Source organism: Stenotrophomonas sp. STEN009, assembly GCF_056760395.1.
Map to the genome: position 1 here is coordinate 17620 of NZ_JBRRES010000001.1, position 19143 is coordinate 36762.

General features: G+C 67.5%; 19 protein-coding genes. 13 read left to right on the forward strand and 6 right to left on the reverse strand.

Annotation, left to right across the window (positions count from 1 at the left end; translation table 11 throughout):
* Nucleotides 1–151 precede the first annotated feature (151 nt).
* The 10 genes from ACVOMM_RS00070 (at nucleotide 152) to ACVOMM_RS00115 (ending at nucleotide 10706) form a co-directional block, all read left to right on the forward strand.
* The gene (locus ACVOMM_RS00070) at nucleotides 152–2341 is read left to right on the forward strand and encodes a TonB-dependent siderophore receptor (RefSeq protein WP_053516245.1); all 2190 of its coding nucleotides are present in this window, start codon (nucleotides 152–154) and stop codon (nucleotides 2339–2341) included.
* Between the two features lie 132 nt (nucleotides 2342–2473).
* Complete coding sequence (gene mdcA, locus ACVOMM_RS00075; protein WP_065174588.1) at nucleotides 2474–4117, forward strand: malonate decarboxylase subunit alpha; 1644 nt, start codon at nucleotides 2474–2476, stop codon at nucleotides 4115–4117.
* 10 nt (nucleotides 4118–4127) lie between these two features.
* Nucleotides 4128–4448 carry a malonate decarboxylase acyl carrier protein gene (gene mdcC / locus ACVOMM_RS00080; RefSeq protein ID WP_053516201.1) on the forward strand — a complete coding sequence of 107 codons (321 nt, stop codon included), beginning with the start codon at nucleotides 4128–4130 and terminating at the stop codon, nucleotides 4446–4448.
* A complete protein-coding gene (locus tag ACVOMM_RS00085; protein WP_065174587.1) occupies nucleotides 4445–5353 on the forward strand; it encodes a biotin-independent malonate decarboxylase subunit beta in 909 nt (302 codons plus the stop codon). The genes mdcC and ACVOMM_RS00085 overlap by 4 nt, the downstream gene beginning before the upstream one ends.
* The gene (gene mdcE / locus ACVOMM_RS00090) at nucleotides 5350–6060 is read left to right on the forward strand and encodes a biotin-independent malonate decarboxylase subunit gamma (RefSeq protein ID WP_262100221.1); all 711 of its coding nucleotides are present in this window, start codon (nucleotides 5350–5352) and stop codon (nucleotides 6058–6060) included. The genes ACVOMM_RS00085 and mdcE overlap by 4 nt, the downstream gene beginning before the upstream one ends.
* Entirely contained in the window at nucleotides 6053–6694 is a 642-nt protein-coding gene (gene mdcG, locus ACVOMM_RS00095; RefSeq protein WP_368865842.1) for a malonate decarboxylase holo-[acyl-carrier-protein] synthase, read from the forward strand. Before mdcE ends, mdcG begins: the two co-directional genes overlap by 8 nt.
* Nucleotides 6691–7548 (forward strand): triphosphoribosyl-dephospho-CoA synthase MdcB, encoded by an 858-nt coding sequence (gene mdcB / locus ACVOMM_RS00100; protein WP_128989346.1) that lies wholly within the window; start codon nucleotides 6691–6693, stop codon nucleotides 7546–7548. Before mdcG ends, mdcB begins: the two co-directional genes overlap by 4 nt.
* The gene (gene mdcH, locus ACVOMM_RS00105; RefSeq protein ID WP_065182382.1) at nucleotides 7545–8465 is read left to right on the forward strand and encodes a malonate decarboxylase subunit epsilon; all 921 of its coding nucleotides are present in this window, start codon (nucleotides 7545–7547) and stop codon (nucleotides 8463–8465) included. The genes mdcB and mdcH overlap by 4 nt, the downstream gene beginning before the upstream one ends.
* A gap of 106 nt (nucleotides 8466–8571) precedes the next feature.
* Nucleotides 8572–9927: an SLC13 family permease gene (locus ACVOMM_RS00110; protein ID WP_053516216.1), complete on the forward strand. Its 1356-nt coding sequence runs from the start codon at nucleotides 8572–8574 to the stop codon at nucleotides 9925–9927.
* Between the two features lie 59 nt (nucleotides 9928–9986).
* Entirely contained in the window at nucleotides 9987–10706 is a 720-nt protein-coding gene (locus tag ACVOMM_RS00115) for a GntR family transcriptional regulator (protein ID WP_065174583.1), read from the forward strand.
* Nucleotides 10707–10771: 65 nt separating this feature from the next.
* Here ACVOMM_RS00115 and ACVOMM_RS00120 read toward each other — a convergent pair whose 3' ends face one another.
* Nucleotides 10772–11068 carry a hypothetical protein gene (locus ACVOMM_RS00120; RefSeq protein ID WP_065174582.1) on the reverse strand — a complete coding sequence of 99 codons (297 nt, stop codon included), beginning with the start codon at nucleotides 11066–11068 and terminating at the stop codon, nucleotides 10772–10774.
* A gap of 153 nt (nucleotides 11069–11221) precedes the next feature.
* On the opposite strand from ACVOMM_RS00120, the gene ACVOMM_RS00125 reads away from it, so the two are divergent.
* Nucleotides 11222–12169, forward strand: coding sequence for a nucleoside hydrolase (locus ACVOMM_RS00125; protein WP_481525724.1), 948 nt, complete (start codon nucleotides 11222–11224; stop codon nucleotides 12167–12169).
* 4 nt (nucleotides 12170–12173) lie between these two features.
* Here ACVOMM_RS00125 and ACVOMM_RS00130 read toward each other — a convergent pair whose 3' ends face one another.
* The 5 genes from ACVOMM_RS00130 to ACVOMM_RS00150 form a co-directional block, all read right to left on the reverse strand.
* Nucleotides 12174–13454, reverse strand: coding sequence for an MFS transporter (locus ACVOMM_RS00130; RefSeq protein WP_481525725.1), 1281 nt, complete (start codon nucleotides 13452–13454; stop codon nucleotides 12174–12176).
* Nucleotides 13455–13569: 115 nt separating this feature from the next.
* A complete protein-coding gene (locus ACVOMM_RS00135; protein ID WP_345776093.1) occupies nucleotides 13570–14697 on the reverse strand; it encodes a metallophosphoesterase in 1128 nt (375 codons plus the stop codon).
* Nucleotides 14698–14808: 111 nt separating this feature from the next.
* Complete coding sequence (locus ACVOMM_RS00140) at nucleotides 14809–16347, reverse strand: TerC family protein (RefSeq protein WP_065174578.1); 1539 nt, start codon at nucleotides 16345–16347, stop codon at nucleotides 14809–14811.
* 44 nt (nucleotides 16348–16391) lie between these two features.
* Nucleotides 16392–16616, reverse strand: coding sequence for a helix-turn-helix domain-containing protein (locus ACVOMM_RS00145; protein ID WP_065174577.1), 225 nt, complete (start codon nucleotides 16614–16616; stop codon nucleotides 16392–16394).
* Nucleotides 16617–16629: 13 nt separating this feature from the next.
* Nucleotides 16630–17097 carry a DUF2975 domain-containing protein gene (locus ACVOMM_RS00150; RefSeq protein ID WP_065174736.1) on the reverse strand — a complete coding sequence of 156 codons (468 nt, stop codon included), beginning with the start codon at nucleotides 17095–17097 and terminating at the stop codon, nucleotides 16630–16632.
* 259 nt (nucleotides 17098–17356) lie between these two features.
* Here ACVOMM_RS00150 and ACVOMM_RS00155 point away from each other — a divergent pair, with 259 nt between their 5' ends.
* Nucleotides 17357–17674 carry an ArsR/SmtB family transcription factor gene (locus tag ACVOMM_RS00155; RefSeq protein ID WP_196768758.1) on the forward strand — a complete coding sequence of 106 codons (318 nt, stop codon included), beginning with the start codon at nucleotides 17357–17359 and terminating at the stop codon, nucleotides 17672–17674.
* A gap of 11 nt (nucleotides 17675–17685) precedes the next feature.
* Nucleotides 17686–19080, forward strand: a complete 1395-nt coding sequence (locus ACVOMM_RS00160; RefSeq protein ID WP_481525726.1) for a DUF2867 domain-containing protein — start codon at nucleotides 17686–17688, stop codon at nucleotides 19078–19080.
* Nucleotides 19081–19143: the final 63 nt, after the last annotated feature.

The window sequence follows — 19143 nt, forward strand, 5'->3', positions numbered from 1 at the left end:
GAATTGTAATGTTGTTAAGAACGATTTACATTTGCGCCTCGCGCGGACGGCCCGCGCTCACCAGACGGACCTGACCCAGCCCGAAGCCGCCGCCCCGGGTACCGCCCGGCTGTTGCCGCCCTTCCGACTCTCCCGCATCGAGCCCACCAAGATGTCCCTGCACTCCCCTACCCGCCCGCTCCGTCGCGCGCTGCTGCCGGCCGCGCTGCTCGCATCCCTGGCCCTGTCGACACCGTCAGCGTTCGCCGCCGGCGATGCCGCAGCCGATGCCAAGACCCTGGACCGCGTCAGCGTGCGCGCCGACCAGGCTGCGCCGCCCTCAAGCAGCACCCGCCTGCCGATCACCCTGCAGGAAACGCCGCAGTCGGCCACGGCCATCAGCCTGCAGCGCCTGCAGGACGAATCGCTGTTCAGCATCAACGACGTGCTGCGCAACGTCACCGGCGTCAGCGTGTCCTTCTATGACACCCAGCGCCCGCTGTACTACGCCCGCGGCTTTGCCATCACGGACTTCCAGGTCGATGGCATTCCGACCTACAGCGGCTCCACCAACCAGGAATACGACACCGCCTTCTATGACCGCATCGAAGTGATCCGCGGTGCCAACGGCCTGCTCAGCGGCGCGGGGGTGCCTTCGGCCACGGTCAACCTGCTGCGCAAGCGCCCCGGCAAGGACTTCGACGCCTCGTTCTCGGTGAGCGCCGGCAGCTGGGACTACCGGCGCATGGAGGCCGACGTCACCGCGCCGCTGACCGCAGATGGCCGGTTCCGCAGCCGCGTGGTCGCCGCCTATACCGATCGTGATTTCTATTACGACCGCTACAAGGAGAACAAGATGGCCGGCATGGCGGTGCTGGAGGGCGACCTGACCGACAGCACCACGGTCACCCTCGGCTACCAGACCCAGGACAACAACCCGGTCGGTTCGACCTGGGGTACCGTGCCGTTCTTCGACAGCCGCGGCGACTTCGCGCACCTTCCGCGCTCAACCAACCTGGCACCGAAATGGAGCTACTGGCAGCGCGAGACCAGCACGGTGTTCGCCAACCTGGAGCAGCGCTTCGGCGAGGACTGGCTGCTGAAGATCAACACCGCCCACACCCGTGGCAATGTGCAGAACATGCGCCTGTACGGCACCGGCAATCCCGATCCGGCCACCGGTGCGGGCATCTACCTGCGCACTGCCGCTGGCGACTCCGAGGACACCCGCCGCAACATCGATGCCTACCTGACCGGCACGTTCCCGCTGTTCGGCCGCGAGCATGACGTCACCCTGGGTGCCCAGTGGTCCGACCTGGAAGGCACCACCCACACCGTTGCCCTGAACTACCCGCGCGACTGGGCCACCTGCGGCCGCGAGCGCTGCTACTACATCCCCAACGTGTACGACTGGAACGGCGACATCTCCGAGGTGACCTACACCCGTACCGGCGCGCGCCGCGTGCAGAAGACCACGCAGAGCGGCGTCTACCTGGCCGCGCGCCTGCGCCTGGCCGATCCGCTGTCGTTGATCGCGGGTGCGCGCCTGAGCCGCTGGGAAACCCTCAGCCGCTCCTACAGCGTGGCCGGTGCGTATACCGGGACCAGCGGGGCCTACAAGGTCAGTGATGAAGTGACCCCGTACGTGGGACTGGTCTACGACGTCACGCCGCAGTTCTCGGTCTATGCCAGCTACACCGAGATCTTCAACCCGCAGAACTTCAAGGACCGCAACGAGAACCTGCTGGCGCCGGTGCAGGGCTCGAATCTGGAAGCGGGCATCAAGACGCAGTGGTTCGATGGGCGACTGACCGCGAACGCCGCTGTGTTCGAGGCCAAGCAGGACAACTATGCCGTGCGCGACATGGGAGTGCCGGAAGGCTCGCTCAGCGATGGCACCTCGGCCTACATCGGCGTCAACGGCACCAAGTCGCGTGGCTGGGAAATGGACGTCAACGGCGAGATCCTGCCGGGCTGGACGGTCAACGCCGGCTTCACCCATGTCAAAGTGACCCGCGCCGCCACCGACCTGCTGTACGCCAACCCGCCCGAAGACCTGCTGCAGCTCAACACGCAGGTGCGCCTGCGCGGTGCGCTGGAACGCCTGAGCCTGGGCGCCGGCGTGCAATGGCAGAGCAAGGTGCAGGGCTACAACATCCCCTACCCGCTGGGCGGCACGGTAACCGTGAACCAGCCGGCCTACACGCTCGTGCAGTTCAACGCCAACTACCGTATCAGCGACAACTGGACGGCAACGCTGAGCGTGCGCAACGCGCTGGACAAGACCTACTGGGCGAACCTGGACTACAACAACTACGGCGAACCGCGCTTCGTCGCCGCCAGCCTGCGCTGGAAGTTCTGAGAACGACCGGCTGAAAGCCTGCAACCTGAATGGGCCCGCCATTGGCGGGCCCTTTCTTTTTGCTGCGCTGCAGGTTGCGTCGCCTTCCGTAATTATGGCGTAATTATCTCAACGCCAATCGGAAGCCGGTCGATGAACCCGAGCTGGGACACGCTGGAACGCAGCCGCCAGGCACGTCTGCAGCGGGCTGCGCCCTGGAGCAGAGGCCGTGCAGTGGCCGCCGACGATGTGGGCGAGCTGCTGCACGCCCTGCTTGAACCCGGCGACAAGGTCTGCCTCGAGGGCAACAACCAGAAGCAGGCCGACTTCCTGGCCGAATGCCTTGCCGGGCTGGACCCCGCCCGCGTGCATGATCTGCACATGGTGCAGTCGGTGCTGTCGCTGCCCTCGCATCTGGACGTGTTCGAGCGGGGCATTGCCTCGAAGCTGGACTTTTCCTTCTCAGGCCCGCAATCGGTGCGACTGGCCAACCTGGTGGCCGAAGGGCGGATCCAGATCGGGGCCATCCACACCTACCTGGAACTGTTCGGCCGCTACTTCATCGACCTCACGCCGCGCGTGGCCCTGGTCGCAGCGCAGGCCGCCGACCGCGACGGCAACCTCTACACCGGGCCGAACACCGAAGACACGCCGGTGATCGTCGAGGCGACCGCCTTCCGTGGCGGCATCGTCATCGCCCAGGTCAACGAGATCGTCGACACCCTCCCCCGCGTCGATATCCCCGCCGACTGGGTCAACTTCGTCGTGCAGGCACCACGCCCGAACCACATCGAACCCCTGTTCACCCGCGACCCGGCACAGATCTCCGAGATCCAGGTGCTGATGGCGATGATGGCGATCAAGGGCATTTACGCCGAATACGGTGTGAACCGGCTCAATCACGGCATCGGCTTCGACACGGCCGCGATCGAACTGCTGCTGCCGACCTATGCCGAATCGCTGGGCCTGAAGGGCAAGATCTGCCAGCACTGGGCGCTCAATCCGCATCCGGCGCTGATTCCCGCGATCGAGTCGGGTTTCGTGAAGTCCGTGCACTCGTTCGGTTCGGAACTGGGCATGGAGAAGTACATCGCCGCGCGCGGTGATGTGTTCTTCACCGGCGCCGATGGCTCGATGCGCTCCAACCGCGCGTTCTCGCAGACCGCCGGCCTGTATGCGTGCGACATGTTCATCGGCTCGACGCTGCAGGTCGACCTGCAGGGCAACAGCTCAACCGCCACCCGCGACCGCATCGCCGGCTTCGGTGGCGCGCCGAACATGGGCTCGGATGCGCGCGGCCGCCGTCATGCCAGCGACGCCTGGATCAAGGCCGGCCAGCAGGCCGCACGCCCGGGCGAGATGCCACGCGGGCGCAAGCTGGTGGTACAGATGGTGGAGACCTTCCGCGAACACATGGCACCCGCGTTCGTTGACCGCCTCGATGCGTGGGCGCTGGCCGAACGCGCTGGCATGCCACTGCCACCGGTGATGATCTACGGCGATGACGTGAGCCATGTGCTGACCGAGGAAGGCATCGCCAACCTGCTGCTGTGCCGCACCGCGGAGGAGCGCGAACAGGCGATCCGCGGCGTGGCCGGTTACACCACGGTCGGCCTGGGCCGCGATCGCGCGATGGTGGAGAACCTGCGCGACCGGGGCGTGATCCGGCGACCGGAAGATCTCGGCATTTCGGTGCGCGACGCCAGTCGTGACCTGCTGGCCGCGCGCTCGGTGAAAGACCTGGTGCGCTGGTCCGGCGGTCTCTACGACCCGCCCAAGCGCTTCCGCAACTGGTAAGGGGCACGCGATGGAAACCCTCGACTATCGATTCGACGGAAGAACCCCGGTGCGGTTCCCGCACGACGCAGTGCTGGTGGGCGTGCTGGCGTCCGGCAATCTGGAAGTCCTGCTGGAACCTGCCGCGCAGGACGGCGCAATGACCGTACATGTCGTCACCGCCGCGCAGGGCTTCGGCACCATCTGGCAGGCGGTCATCGGTGATTTCGCCCGGCGGCATCCGCTGCGCGACGTGCGCGTATCGATCAACGATGCCGGTGCCACCCCGGCGGTGGTCAGCCTGCGCCTGGACCAGGCGGTGGAGACACTGCTCGCCGGAGAACCGCGATGAATCCGATGCAACGACGCAGCTACCACGAGGCCGATGCCCGTGCCCGTATCGCCGGGCTGGTCGATGCCGGATCGTTCACCGAGTATCTCGGGCCGGCCCGGCGCGCCATGAGCCCGCACCTGGCACAGCTGGACCAACCCGCCGCGTTCGACGATGGCATCGTGGTCGGTGCAGCCTCGCTGCGTGGCAGGCGTGTGCTGATTGCTGCACAGCAGGGCGAATTCATGGGGGGCGGTGTCGGCGAAGTGCATGGCGCCAAGCTGACCGGCCTGCTGCGCCGGGCCGCGCAACACAGGCCCGACGGTGTGCTGCTGCTGCTCGACACCGGCGGCGTGCGCCTGCATGAAGCCAATGCGGGCCTGATCGCCATTTCCGAGATCATGCGCGCGACCCTGGACGCGCGCGCCACCGGCGTGCCGGTGGTGGCCCTCATCGGCAGCGGCAACGGCGCCTTCGGCGGCATGGGCATCGTCGCCCGCTGCTGCACCACGGTGATCATGTCCGAGGAAGGGCGACTGTCGCTGTCCGGGCCGGAAGTGATCGAGACCGTGCGCGGCGTAGAGGAGTTCGACTCGCGTGACCGTGCCCTCGTATGGCGGGTGACAGGCGGCAAGCACCGCTACCTCATCGACCAGGCGCAGGTTCTGGTTCCCGATGCCATCGATGCATTCGCCCAGGCCGCATTCGAGGCGCTGCAGCCAGACGCCGCCAGCGCAGACGCCGATGCCGCGCTGGCCGCGCTGCAGCAGCGACATGCCGCCCTGCAGGCCCGGGCAGAGGCCTGGGGGGACTGCCGCGATGGTCTGGAGATCTGGGCACGCCAGGGAATCGATGATCCCGAGCGCCTGCCGCTGCTGGACACCGACGCGTTCCTCGCCGCCACCGCCCACAGGAAACTGCCATGACCGCGCCGCTGCAGCCCCTGCTTGACGCGCTGTTCCCGCGCGGCCACGACGTAAGCGTGCACGATTCCGTGCTGACGGGAAGCGCCAGTACCGAAGATGGCGAGGTCACGGTCATCGGCACCACTGACAAGCTGGAAGTCGGTGTCGATCATGCGCTGGCACTGGCGGCAACAGTACTCGCCAGCACCGCCGCACATCCGCAGCGACCAATCGTGATGCTGGTGGATACCGCAGGCCAACGCCTTTCGCGCCGCGACGAACTGCTCGGCATCAACGGTTACTTCGCCCACCTCGCGCAATGCCTGGACGTCGCGCGGCGACGCGGCGCACGGCTGGTGACCCTGGTCCATGGCGAGTCGGTCAGCGGTGGCTTCCTCTCGTTCGGCCTGATGGCGGACACGATCCATGCGCTGCCGGATGCCCAGGTTCGGGTGATGGACCTGCGGGCGATGGCTCGCGTAACCAAGCAACCGCTGGAAAAGCTGCAGGCGCTGAGCCTGACTTCGCCGGTGTTCGCACCCGGGGTGGAAAACTACGTGGCGATGGGTGCGGTACGGTCGCTGTGGTCGGGCGAGCTGGCGCAGGCCTTGCTGGATGCCCTGCGCGCGCCGGCCGACGGCGACCACCGTGCCGCACTGGGTGCCGAACGGGGGGGCCGCCTGCAGGCGGCTGCCGTCGCGGGCGCGGTGGCCAACGGCGATGCCTGAGCGTCTGGCCCGCCACACGCTGGTCTGGTTGTCGGCCCACGCCGACTGGCGGGCCGATGTGGCTGCGCAGGAACCGCGGCTCGCCGCATGGTTCGCGCAGGGATTGCCGGCAATGGTCGCGCGACGCGCGGCAGACGACCCCGATTCCCGCCTGCGGCTGGGTGTGCCGTTGCCACCGGGCGAAGGCAAACAGCGGCTTGCACTGCGGGTGCCGCTGCAGGATGTACAGCGTCGGCAGGCGCCGCCGGCACTGACCGACATCCTCGCGGCAGGCGTATGCCCCGCCTGGCAGGCACCGTTGCACGCTCTCGCCACGCTCGCGCCGGCCCGTGTGTTCGGCGCATTCGCCTGGCAGCACGTCACTGGCCTGCCTTATGTGCATGACCGTTCCGATATCGACCTGCTCTGGGAGGTCCCGGATGCGGCAGGGGCCGATGCGCTGGTGACACGGCTGCGGGCGTGGGAAGCGCAGCATCCGCAGCGGGTCGACGGCGAGCTGTGCCTGGCCCGTGGCGCTGCGGTGAACTGGCGCGAGTACGCCGGCAGCAGCCGCCAACTGCTGGTCAAACGCCTTGACGGCGCAGCCCTGGAAGCACGCCACCGTCTATTCGAGGACAGCGGGGTGGCCGCATGAACGCCGTCGCGCCGCGCCTTGCCGGCCGCAGCACCGCGCCCGACAGTGCACGCCTAGGCCGCATGGCGATCGCCGCGCTGCATGCCGAGCTGGCCTGTGCGCCCAAGCCCGGCCTGGTCACGCCGTTCGACAGCGGCAGCCATGACGACATGGATGCCGGTACGTTCCTGCGCAGCCTGTTTGCCCTGCGCCACTATTTCACTGCGGTTGCCCGCGATGGCGCCGCCGAAGCGCCTTTCCATCGGCTGCGCGACCACGGCCTGGCCGCCGAAGCGGCGATGCTGCGCGCCACCGGCGGCGTCAACACCCACCGCGGAGCGATCTTCAGCCTGGGCTTGCTGGTGGCAGCGTCAGCCTCGTGCCGCACGCGTCTGGGCCGAGCCGCGACAGGTGAACAGGTATGCCAGGCGGTCTGCCAATGGGCGGACGCCTTCGCCACCTCGCCCCTGGATGTGAACAGTCCGGGGCAGCGCGCGCGCGCCCGTCACGGCGTGCCCGGCGTACGCGAGCAGGCGGCCGCTGGATACCCCCTGCTGCGTGGGCTGGCCCTGCCGGCACTGCGCCATGCGCTGGGCGCAGGGCTGCCACGCGAAGCTGCACTGGCCCATACCCTGATGCATCTGGTCGCAGAGGTCGAGGATCTGAACCTGCTGCATCGGGGCGGTGTTGCCGGACTGCGCTGGGCCCAGCAGCAGGCACGCGGATTCCTCGACGCCGGCGGTGCCTTTGCCGCCGGCTGGCAACCCCGCCTGCAGGACATCGGCGATGCCTTCGTCGCACGCCGGCTCAGCCCGGGTGGCAGCGCCGATCTGCTGGCCTGCAGCGTCTTCCTGCTGTTGCAGGAGCAGGCGTGATGCTGGCCCTGCTCTGTCCGGGACAAGGTGCCCAGCATGCTGCGATGTTCGATCACGTGCGCGGCAACAACGCCGCGCATGGCGTGCTGCTCGCCGCCAGCGAGGTGCTGCAGCGCGACGTGTTCACCGCTGCTGCGGCCGAGGACCGGTTCGACAATGCGCAGGCACAACCGCTGCTGTGCGCGGCCAGTCTGGCGCAGTGGCACGCCCTGCGCGATGCATTGCCGGTGCCGACCGTGGTGGCCGGCTACAGCATCGGCGAACTGGCGGCGCATGCCATTGCCGGCACCTTCGACGCTGGCAGCTGCCTGGCCCTGTCGGCACAGCGCGCGCATCTGATGGACGGTGCCAGCGCGGCAGGCGCCGGCATGCTGGCGGTGCTGGGCCTGGATCGTACGACGTTGCAAGCGCTGTGCGATGCGCAGGGTACCCACATCGCCATCGTCAACGGCGAGGATCACTTCATTGTGGGAGGCATCCGGCACACCCTGCAGCCGCTGGCCGATGCGGCGCACGCGCTCGGTGCGCAGGTGCGTCCGTTGCCGGTCCACGTCGCCGCCCACACGCCCCTGCTGGCGGCTGCGGTGGCGCCCTTCGCCGCCGCGCTGGAGCGCTCGGGCATGCGGGCACCCCGCCTGCCGCTGCTGGCGGGCGTCGATGCACGGCCCGTGCGCGATGCCGCAACGGCGGTGCACAGCCTGTCGGCACAGCTGGCACAGACCATCGAGTGGGCACAGGTGATGCGGCAGGCCTTCGAGCGCGGCGCGCGGGTGTTCCTGCAGCTGGGCCCGGGCAATGCGCTCGCACGCATGGTCGCGCCGTCCTACCCCTGCTGCGAGTTCCGCGCGGTGGAAGAGTTCCAGAGCCTGCATGGCGCTGCGGCATGGGTCCGCAGTGCGCTGCAGCGCCTGCAGTAACGGGTTCGAGCAGTACGTATCACGCAACACTGCAGTACGTCGCCTTACCCCGGGGATGGCGGGTCTCCATCCGCGCTGTACGTGAGCCACGTGTCTGGGAGGGCGCATGAGTCCACAAATCGCAACGATCATCGGTCTGGTGATCATGTTCATCGTCGCCACCGCACTGCCGATCAACATGGGCGCAGTGGCCTTCGCACTGGCCTTCATCATCGGTGGTGTCTGGGTCGGCATGGGCGGCAAGGAAGTCCTCGCCGGCTTTCCCGGCGATCTGTTCCTGACCTTGGTCGGCATCACCTACCTGTTCGCCATCGCACAGAAGAACGGCACCATCGACCTGCTGGTGCACTGGGCGGTACGCGCGGTGCGCGGCCACATCGTGGCCATTCCGTGGGTGATGTTCGTGGTCACCGCGGTGCTGACCGCCTTCGGCGCCCTCGGCCCGGCAGCGGTGGCGATCATCGGTCCGGTCGCGCTGCGCTTCGCCAAGCAGTACAACATCAACCCGTTGATGATGGGCCTGCTGGTCATCCACGGTGCGCAGGCCGGCGGCTTCTCGCCGATCAGCGTGTACGGCAGCATCACCAATGGCGTGGTGCAGAAGGCCGGGCTGGAGGTCACCGAGATGGCAGTGTTCCTGACCAGCCTCGGCTTCAACTTCATGATGGCGATCATCTGCTTCCTCGCCTTCGGCGGCATCGCGCTGATGCGACGTGGCTCGATTACCGCGGGCGGTGCGGAACTGGCAATGGCCGGTGGTCCGCAGGCGTCGTCGCGGCAGTTCGCCATCGAAGGCCATGGCGCGCTGGTGGCGGCCGGCGGCGGCACCCTGAGCAACGATCCGGCGGCGCTGGATGCAGTGGGTCTGACCCGGGAGCGGTTGTTCACCCTGGTCGGCCTGCTCGGCCTGGGCGTGGCGGCACTGATCTACAACCTCAACGTCGGCCTGGTGTCGATCACCGTCGCAGTGGCGCTGGCACTGCTCTCGCCGCAGAGCCAGAAGGGTGCGGTGGATGGCATCAGCTGGTCGACCGTTCTGTTGATCTGTGGCGTGGTGACCTATATCGGCGTGCTGGAGCATGCGGGCGCGGTCGACTTCATCGGCAACGGGGTCTCCAACATCGGCATTCCGCTGCTGGGCGCTCTGCTCGTGTGCTACGTCGGCGGTATCGTCTCCGCATTCGCATCGTCCGCGGCGGTGCTCGGCGCAACGATTCCACTGGCGGTGCCGTTCCTGATGCAGGGGCACCTGGGTGCAGCCGGCGTGATCTGCGCACTGGCAGTGTCGTCCACCATTGTCGATGTCAGCCCCTTCTCCACCAACGGTGCACTGGTCGTGGCATCGGCGGCGAAGGAAGAACGCGAGACGCTGTTCCGCCGCTTCCTGGTCTACAGCGGCCTGGTGGTGGCATTGGGGCCGCTGCTGGCCTGGCTGGTGTTCGTGGTGCCGGGCTGGATGTAGGCGATGACCGGTCGTGCCGGCTGACGGCCGGCACTACCGCCAGCGGGTACACTCTGCCAATGGCCATCGCCCCTGCTCCACGGTCCCCGAAGAAGCGCGCCCCTCTGTACGAGGAGGTCGCCGAACATGTGCGTGAGCGCATCTATGACTATCGCCTGCCCCCCGGCGAATGGATCGACGAGCCTGCGCTGTGCAGTGAACTGGGCATCAGCCGCACCCCCCTGCGCGAGGCGTTGAAGCTGCTGGCAGCCGAAGGCCTGGTGCAGATCGACGCCGGGCGCGGCAGCCGGGTAACCCGGCTGACGCTGGAGGACCTCAACCAGCTGTTCCCGGTGATGGCCATGCTGGAGGGCCGCTGCGCGCATGAGGCGGTCAGGCATATCGATGATGCGGGCGTGGCCCAGCTGGAATCCCTGCATGCCGCGATGGAAGCGGCGGCGGCTGACGGCAACATCGCCGAGTATTACCGCAACAACTACCTCATCCACGAAACCGTGCAGCACTATGCCGGCAATCCGTGGCTGATCCGCATCACCCACGACCTGCACCGCATCCTGAAGATGCATCGCGGCCGGCAGCTGCTGACGCCCGGACGCACTGCGCAGTCGCTGGCCGAGCACCGCGAGCTGATGGAGTGCTTCCGTCGCCGTGACGCCGACGCGGCAGAGCGCACGATGGAGCGGCACCTGCTCAGCCAGGGCCAGGCACTGGCCGCCTACGTGGCGGCCGGGGGCCTGCTGAACGTACCGGCGCCGCTGCCGACCGAAGGCGGTGCCTGAGCGAGCTGTCGCCCCGCCGGGCGTGGCCCGCATTGCGGGCGGTGGCTGACCCTGTTCCTGTGGCGTCAATCGCCGCAGCTACCGCCGTCGCTGCCACAGTCCGCAGAGGGGGCATTGCCCTCGTGGGCGCCATCGCTGGCCCAGATCGCGCCGTCCTGGCTGCGTGCCTGCAGTCCGAGCGGGCCCTCGGCGGCTGCCACCAGCAGGCAGACGACGGCGCCGATCAGCGGCAGCAGCCAGATCACCAGCACCTGCGCGGCCCGGTTGCCCGACGACAATTCCTGCCGACGCAGAATGACCCAGCTCGCCAGCAGATTCAGGCCCAGCACCAGCAGGACCAGCAGAAGGGTCACGATCAGCACCAGGCGTCTCCCGGCATGGATATCGACGCCATTATGGCCCGCCGCCCCGCCAATGGCCCTGCCTGTCATGAAGATGGGACAATGTAGCGCGCGCCGGCCTGCCTCTTGGCCGCCGGGGCCCCCCGCACCACACGGAAGAAGAAGAACAACAACATGCTGAAAGTCATTTTCGATACCGACCCGGGCGTCGACGACGCCCTGGCCCTGCTGTACCTGCACAAGCATCCGCAGATCGACCTGATCGGCGTTACCACCACCTTCGGCAACGCCTCGGTGGAGTCCACCACCCACAACGCGCTGTACCTGAAGCAGGCCTGGGCGCTGACTGCGCCGGTCGCGCGTGGCGCCGCGGGCCCACTGCAGCCCGATGCCACTCCGGAAGCCTGGCCGGTGCACATCCACGGCCACAATGGCCTGGGCAATCACCCGGTGCCCGCCCAGCTGGACGTGACCGCCGACGCTCGTCCTGCGCACCAGCTGATCATCGATCTGGTGCGGGCCCATCCAGGCGAGGTCACGCTGGTCGCGGTCGGCCGCATGACCAACCTGGCCCTGGCCCTGCAGCAGGCACCGGAGATCGCCGGCCTGGTGCGTGGCGTGGTCATCATGGGGGGCGCCTTCCACGTCAACGGCAACATCACCCCGGCCGCCGAGGCCAATATCTGGGGCGATGCGGAAGCCGCCGACGTGGTGTTCACCGCACAGTGGCCGGTCACCGCGATCGGCCTGGACGTGACCACCCGCGTCGAGATGGACCGTGACGGCCTGGACAAACTGGCTGCGGTCGGGGGTGCCGATGCCGAACTGGTGCGTGCGCTGTCGCAGGATTACGTGGACTTCTACCTGCAGGCCGGCCACAAGGGCATGGTCGTGCACGATTGCTGCGCCTGCATCGCGCTCACCCGCCCGGAGCTGTTCCGCTTCGAGCGCGCAAGCGTGCGCGTGGCCACCGACGGCGTCGCCCGTGGCATGACCATTCCCAAGCCTGAAGGCCAGGCATTCGGCCCCAGCGTATGGGACGGCCACGTGGTGCAGTCGATTGCCATTGGCGTGGATGCCGCCGCCGTGCTGGCCGACATCGAGCAGACGCTGAAGGTGTGACCGGCTAGGATCCGCCCTGCTTGCCAGGGCGGGTCTTCCGCGTCGATGCCGTTTCCGGCAGCGTCCACAGCACCGGCAACACCAGCAATGCGACCAGCGCGATCATCGCGCCCGGTGCCGCCGCCCAGCCGCTGCGCTCCACCCACCACTGCGCCAGCCACGGTGTCGCACCGCCGAAGACCGCCGTGGCCATGGTCACGCCCAGTGCCAGCCCGCTTACCCGGCCCTCGCCCGGAAACTGCTCGGCCGTGGCCGGTGCCGCGACCGCGCTCACGCCACCGGCCACGCAGGCCAGCAGCACCGCAGCAACGGCGATACCCAACGGCGTGGTATGCGCCATCCAGCCGAACAACGACAGCGGCAGCAACGCCGCCAGTACCGTCAGGCCCAACAGCAGCGGGCGCCGGCCGAAGCGATCGGACAACGCACCGCACAAGGGAGTGATGGCGATCACGGCCACCGCCGCGATCGTCGACAGCCACAGGGCATCGCCCTCGCCGTGCCCCTGCGCGTGCAGGAACGCGGGCACATAGGTGATGCCGACGTAGTAGGTGATCGAGCCCAGCGCGGAAATGGCGAAGGTGCGCGCTACCGCCTGCGGATGGTGGCGCAGCACGTGGCGCAGCGGCGTGGCAGGAATGCTGCCCTCGCGACGCTGCCGCTCGAACTCCGGCGATTCATGCATGCCCGAACGCGCGATCAGGATGACCAGCGCCAGTGCAGCACCGACGAAGAACGGAATGCGCCATCCCCAGCTGTCCAGTTGTACCTGCGGCAGCAGCGCGACCGTCAGTGCGGAGATCGCCACCGCCAGCAGCGCGCCCACTTCGCTGGCCGCCGAGGCCAACGAGGTCACCAGTCCACGCCGGCGTGCCGGAGCGCTTTCCAGCAGATAGGCGACTACGCCCGTGTATTCACCGCCCACCGAGAATGCCATCACGCACCGCAGCACCAGCAGCAGCACACCCGCCGTCGTGCCCGCCGTCGCGGCGGTAGGCAGCAGCGCGGTGGCCAGCATGGCTGCAGCCATCAGCGCCATCGAGGCCAGCAGCATCCAGCGCCGCCCCAAGCGGTCGCCGAGGTGACCGAAGCACAGCGCGCCGAGTGGGCGCATCAGGTAGGACACGGCAAATCCCGCAAGGGTGACCAGCATCGCCTGTTCGCCGCCGCCGAAAAACACCCGCGACAGCACCGTGGCGAAATAGAGGTACAGGGTAAAGTCGTACCACTCCACCACGGTGGACAGGCCGGCGACCCACATCGAGCGCTGCTGTGTCGCACTCATCGCCTGTTCGCCTTCGCCACCGTCGTTTCCCTGTCTGCGGTCCGTGCGCAGGGTGCCACCACGCGGGTGACGGCACAGTGGACCCGCTGCACGACGGGCGCGGACCGCAGACGGCTCAGGGTGCGCGGCGCAGGGTGATCAGGGTGATCTCCGAGGGCACGCCGATGCGTGCCGGGAAGCCGGCCCACAGTCCCGCACCGTTGCTCACATACAGCGTCATGTCATCGACGCGGTACCGTCCGGAGACGAAACCGCCGTTGGCACGCTTCACCAGCTGGTCCATGCCGAGGATCTGGCCGCCATGGGTATGGCCGGACAGCTGCAGCTTGACCCCGCGTGCGGCCGCGTCCTTCGCATTGCGTGGGCGGTGGTCGAGCAAAATCACCGGGGCGGCCGGATCCGCACCCGCCAGCGCCGCCTCCAGATCGGGCAGCGGCAGGCCATAGCGCGCGGCCACCGGATCGGTGACACCGGCGATCGTCATCGCTGCATCCCCACGCCGCACCTGCACGTGGCTGTTCTCCAGCACCTGCATGTGCAGCGCACGGAACGCCTGCATCCATTCGCTGTACTGGGCGTAGTACTCGTGATTGCCGGTGATGGCGATCACCCCGTCCGGCGCCCTCAGTTCACCCAGGGGCCGGAAGTCGTTGCGCCGTGCCTGCACGGTGCCATCGATCAGGTCGCCGGTGATGACGACCAGGTCGGGCGTCAGGGCATTGCTTTCGGCCACGACCTGACGCACCCAGTCGCCGGTCAGCAGGCGGCTGGCGTGGATGTCGGTAAGCTGCAGTACGCGGTAACCCTCGAACGCGGCAGGCAGGCCGGCAATGGCCACCTCGATCTGTCGGGTCTTGGGCACCGCCATGCCCTGGCTCACGCCCCAGGCACCGACCAGCAGAGCCAGCAGGCCTGCGCCCGGGCGCAGCCACGGCGCGCGCAGCGCTGCGGTCACACGGGGCCTGCGCAGAACCCACGCGCCAAGCAGGCCCACGTCCATTACCAGCATCACCAGTGCCAGCAGCAGTACCGCAGTGGAGCCGGTGGCGAGCACGGCGATGGCCAGCTTGGGGATTTCCGGCGAGGCCATCGTGCCCCAGAACGTGGCCACGATCCGCAGCTGGACGGCGATGGCTACCAGCAGCAGGGACAGCAGTACCTTCAACCACACGGGCAGGCGCAGCGGCCAGAACAGGCGAAGGGCCACATACACGCCCATCAGCAAACCAATCGTACTCAGCACTGCGACGTTCCTGGACGAAGACAAGAGCCCGCCATGGTGACGGCTGCGGACAGCGTTGTGTAGAGCCGGGCCATGCCCGGCTGCTCAGTTCGCAGTCGAGCACGCTGGACGCTACGGAAGCCCGAGGCGCTCCACCCGCAGGCGGACAATGCGCCGCTTCTCCATGGCCAGTACGGTGATGCGGGCATCCGCTACTTCGACCGCATCGCCCACATCCGGCAGGCGGCCAAGCTGGTCCAGCACCAGGCCGGAGATGGTCATGTAGTCGGCACTGCGGGGCAGCGACACGCCGGCCAGCCGTTGCAGGTCATCCAGCGTCAACGCGCCGTCGGCCTCCCATTGGCCCTCGTCCAGCGCCACTACGCCGTAACGCTCGTCCTGGGTATCGACCAGATCGCCCGCGATCGCCGCCAGCAGGTCATTGGCGGTCACCAGGCCTTCCACACTGCCGTACTCGTCCACCGCTACCGCCAGCGGTACCGGGTGCAGGCGGATCAGTTCAAGCGCCTGCAACGCGCTGGCGCTGGACAGCACGTACTGCGGCTGGCGCAGGTTGGCTTCCAGCTGCAGCGGCCTGCCCTGCAGCAGGTCGGCCAGCAGGTCGCGGCTCTGCACCACACCACGCAGGCTGTCCAGATCACCCTCGCCCACGAGCAGGCGCGTGTGCGGCGACGCCACCAAGCGCGCCACCACGTCGTCCTGGCCGCGCGCCAGATCGATCCACTGCACGTCGGCGCGCACGGTCATCACACTGGACACAGGCCGGTCAGCCAGGCCCAGCACGCTGCGGATCATCTCGTGCTCGGCCGGCTGCAGGCGTTCCTCCGGATCACCGTGGTCTTCTTCGCTGGCATCGTCGTGGCCATTGGCCGGACGGGCGCCCAGCAGGCGCAGCACGGCATCGGCAGTGCGCTGACGGAACGGCTGGCGACGCTCGTTGCGCTCGCGGTTGAAGCGCACCCACTGGTTGAAGGCTTCCACCAGGATCGAGAACGCGATCGCCGCGTACAGGTAGCCCTTTGGAATCTTGTAACCCAGCCCCTCGGCGACCAGGCTGAAGCCGATCATCAACAGGAAGCCCAGGCACAGCACCACCACCGTGGGATGCTTGTTGACGAAGCGGGTCAGCGGCTTGCTGGCCACCAGCATCAGTGCCATCGCGATGGTCACCGCGGCATACATCACGCCCAGGTTGTCGACCATGCCCACGGCAGTGATCACCGAGTCCAGCGAGAACACGGCGTCCAGCACTACGATCTGTGCCACCACCATGGCAAAGCTGGCGTAGACCTTCTTGCCGTCTTCCTGGTGACTGCGGCCCTCCAGCCGCTCATGCAGCTCCATGGTGCCCTTGAACAGCAGGAACAGGCCACCGCCCAGCAGGATCAGGTCGCGTCCGGAGAAGCTGTGACCGAACAGCGTGACCAGCGGCTCGGTCAGCTTCATGATCCACGCCAGCGCGGCCAGCAGCACCAGCCGCATCAGCAGCGCCAGGGTCAGGCCGATCACCCGCGCACGGTCGCGCTGGTGCGGCGGCAGTTTGTCGGCAAGGATCGCGATGAACACCAGGTTGTCGATGCCGAGCACGATCTCCAGCACCACCAGGGTTGCAAGTCCCATCCATATCGAGGGGTCAGCCAACCATTCCATTTCGGGTCCGTTTCGTCAGTAGGTCAGGGGGAAAAACAAAAGCTTCAGCCGCCATCGTGCGCCTGCGTCGGGTCGTAGCCGAGCAGGTCGCCGGGTGTGCATTGCAGCTCCCGGCAGATGGCATCCAGCGTGGAAAAGCGGATGGCGCGGGCCTTGCCGGTTTTCAGGATGGACAGATTGGCCAGCGTGATGTCGATGCGCCCCGCCAGCTCGGACAGGGTCATGCCACGCGCCTGCAGCATGCGGTCCAACGTGATCACTACGGCCATCAGGTCAGGTCCATCAGATCAGGCCATCCAGGTCGTCGCGCATCGCCGCGCCGACCGCGAACACGCGCGCCAGCACGAACAGCATCAGTACCGCGACCAGACCGGTGATGGACATGCCTCCGCCCACCTCCATCCAGGCGAAATCAGGCCCCATCCAGGCAGCGTAGAGGCCGATCACGATCGACAGCAGTTCCATCGCCAGCATCAACCAGGCCATGCGCTGCAGGCGCCGGGCATTGGCATGGGTGAAGGGGCGTTCGCGGGCAGCGGACCTCAGCATCCGCGCGAGGTGTCGGAGGAACACCAGGCACAGCACCAGCAGGGCAACGATGGTGCCCAGGCCGATGCAGAAGTGCAGGAACAGATCGCCTCCGTGGGCGGCGGCAGTACGTGCATCATGCACGGCATCCAGCAGCCAGCGGCGGTCGTAGGCGACCAGCGGCACGGCCAGCAGTGCGGCCAGGATGCCCAGCCAGCACATGGCCCGCACGGCCTGCACGGCGGTCTGGGCCAGGGTGAACAAGCCTCGCGCGGGTCTGGCGCGGGCGGGACGAGCGGTCAAGCGGCCTCCGGTATTGGGGTGGCCCTGCCGCCCCGGGGTGGATTTATCGATAAACGATATACCACATCCCGAAGTGAAAGGCTGAACGTCGGCGCTGTTGCACGCGAGCTTCGAACCCGCCTCCGCACTTGACACCCCAGTGACGATTTGATTATTAATTAACTAATTGGTTAATAACATTCTCATGGATCGCATCTTCGAAGCACTCGCCTCAACCGCCCGGCGGCAGGTCCTGGCCTATCTCAGCGCCGGTGAACTCAGTGCGGGCGAACTGTCCGAGCGCTTCGATTTCAGCAAGCCGGCACTGTCCAACCATCTGCGCATCCTTGAAGAGGCAGGTCTGATCGAACGCGAGAAGCGTGGCCAGTACGTGTACTTCCGACAGGTGCCCGACCGGCTTGCCAACACCTTGTTCTCGTGGGCTGCCGAAGTCTGCCCGGTGGGCGGCCCACTCAAGCGCGAAGCGCGCGCACGCCGCAAGTCACCCGCCCCCTGAGGAGCCGCCCGATGCCTGGACCGACCCACGACAGCCGCTCGTTTCCAGGTGTACAGCTTGCGGCTCAGGAGGGCGGCGGCCCCGTTGAAGTCACACTGATCGCACAGCTCGGCATCGGTGCCGGAGACGCGCTGGTGGCTGATGCCAGCCAGCGTCAGCGCCACCACCCCGCCTTCATCGATGCACTCGATGAGCCCTCTGCACGGCTCGGTGGCATGCATCTGCAGTACGGCGATGCGTCCTCGCTGTACAGTTTCATGGTCGGCGAAGGCGGACATCCGTTCCATCGCCACGCCGGCCCACGCATGTTCACCGCCATCGCCGGCAGCGCAGGCGCTGAGCTGCGTTTCGCGATGGCCTCCGATGCACAGCTCGCAATCGATCCCGTCGCGCTCCCGCGCTCGCTGCGTCGCGTCCAGATCCCACCGGACTGCCTTTTCACCGTTCGATTTGGCGGAGGTACCTGGCACCAGTTTGTATCGAACCATCCTGGCCACCCTGCCCTGTTCGCACTGTCTTGCCACAGCAACGAACTGGCCGGTGCGATGAGCGCTGAAACAAGAGCGCAGGTGCAACGCAACGGTGCTGATATTCCCAGCTTGACTGAGGTGCTTCCCGAGGTGCACTGGCCCACCATGGCCACGTTGGCGGCCACCCCGCTGCTGCGTCTCTCGCTGCAGGCCGCACCTCCCAGCCTGTGCGCGTCCCTGTGCGCCCGTACCCGGGCGTTGCTCGGCCCGCTGCGACGGATCAATCTGCGCCCACTGCGTGGCTTCGTCGAACGTGCCCCCCTTCCATTTACCATCGAGTCCCGCGCGCCCAGCGATGACGGACTGCTGGGCAAAGCACTGCAGTCCAGCAACTACCATGATCTGACGGTGCTCCGGCTGGACGGTGCTCAGTTGCAGCAGCCACCTGTTTCGCAGTTGCTGGCAAACGTGCTGGAAGGCTTCCTGTGCAACCCACCGGGCGGCGTCAGCCAGCTGATGGCGGTGCGCAACTGGCTGGTGGCTCCCTTGGGGCTGCGCACCGCGCGGCTGGGCTGCCCGGTCTCGTCGCTGGCATGCAGCGATCACACGCAGCTCTTTGCGGGCCGCTATCCCGTGTTGGATTCACAGGTCGATGCACATGGCCGCTATGCCGAAGTACTGCTGGGCGCCGACGATCGCCACCTGCGCTTCCGCAGCAGTGTCCGCGTGCAGCGGCATACCGACGGCCGCATCGATATCAGCCTTGGCACGCGTGTGCAGACCCGCAACCTCTTCGGGCGTGTCTACATGGCGTTGATCGATGGCGTGCACCGGCATTACATCGCCCCTGCACTGCTGCGGCGCGCAGTCGAACATGCGCTCGCGCCCGAACTGGCGGTTCCCGGTGCCTGGACCGGTGAAGCCTCGCTTCGCTGAGTCCATAGAAGGCGGGATGAAACGCCGTTGTCGTGTTCCGCAAACTGCCGAGGGGTTTACTGT

What these genes read in the sequence shown, in the direction of transcription:
- ACVOMM_RS00085 (WP_065174587.1), top strand. Translation starts at nt 4,445, where the DNA reads ATGAATCCGATGCAACGACGCAGCTACCACGAGGCCGATGCCCGTGCC.
- ACVOMM_RS00150 (WP_065174736.1), bottom strand. Translation starts at nt 17,097, where the DNA reads ATGTGCTGGCTGGGCATCCTGGCCGCACTGCTGGCCGTGCCGCTGGTC.
- ACVOMM_RS00070 (WP_053516245.1), top strand. Translation starts at nt 152, where the DNA reads ATGTCCCTGCACTCCCCTACCCGCCCGCTCCGTCGCGCGCTGCTGCCG.
- ACVOMM_RS00125 (WP_481525724.1), top strand. Translation starts at nt 11,222, where the DNA reads ATGCTGAAAGTCATTTTCGATACCGACCCGGGCGTCGACGACGCCCTG.
- mdcC (WP_053516201.1), top strand. Translation starts at nt 4,128, where the DNA reads ATGGAAACCCTCGACTATCGATTCGACGGAAGAACCCCGGTGCGGTTC.
- mdcG (WP_368865842.1), top strand. Translation starts at nt 6,053, where the DNA reads ATGCCTGAGCGTCTGGCCCGCCACACGCTGGTCTGGTTGTCGGCCCAC.
- ACVOMM_RS00110 (WP_053516216.1), top strand. Translation starts at nt 8,572, where the DNA reads ATGAGTCCACAAATCGCAACGATCATCGGTCTGGTGATCATGTTCATC.
- ACVOMM_RS00140 (WP_065174578.1), bottom strand. Translation starts at nt 16,347, where the DNA reads ATGGAATGGTTGGCTGACCCCTCGATATGGATGGGACTTGCAACCCTG.
- ACVOMM_RS00130 (WP_481525725.1), bottom strand. Translation starts at nt 13,454, where the DNA reads ATGAGTGCGACACAGCAGCGCTCGATGTGGGTCGCCGGCCTGTCCACC.
- ACVOMM_RS00115 (WP_065174583.1), top strand. Translation starts at nt 9,987, where the DNA reads ATGGCCATCGCCCCTGCTCCACGGTCCCCGAAGAAGCGCGCCCCTCTG.
- mdcE (WP_262100221.1), top strand. Translation starts at nt 5,350, where the DNA reads ATGACCGCGCCGCTGCAGCCCCTGCTTGACGCGCTGTTCCCGCGCGGC.
- ACVOMM_RS00145 (WP_065174577.1), bottom strand. Translation starts at nt 16,616, where the DNA reads ATGGCCGTAGTGATCACGTTGGACCGCATGCTGCAGGCGCGTGGCATG.
- ACVOMM_RS00160 (WP_481525726.1), top strand. Translation starts at nt 17,686, where the DNA reads ATGCCTGGACCGACCCACGACAGCCGCTCGTTTCCAGGTGTACAGCTT.
- mdcB (WP_128989346.1), top strand. Translation starts at nt 6,691, where the DNA reads ATGAACGCCGTCGCGCCGCGCCTTGCCGGCCGCAGCACCGCGCCCGAC.
- mdcA (WP_065174588.1), top strand. Translation starts at nt 2,474, where the DNA reads ATGAACCCGAGCTGGGACACGCTGGAACGCAGCCGCCAGGCACGTCTG.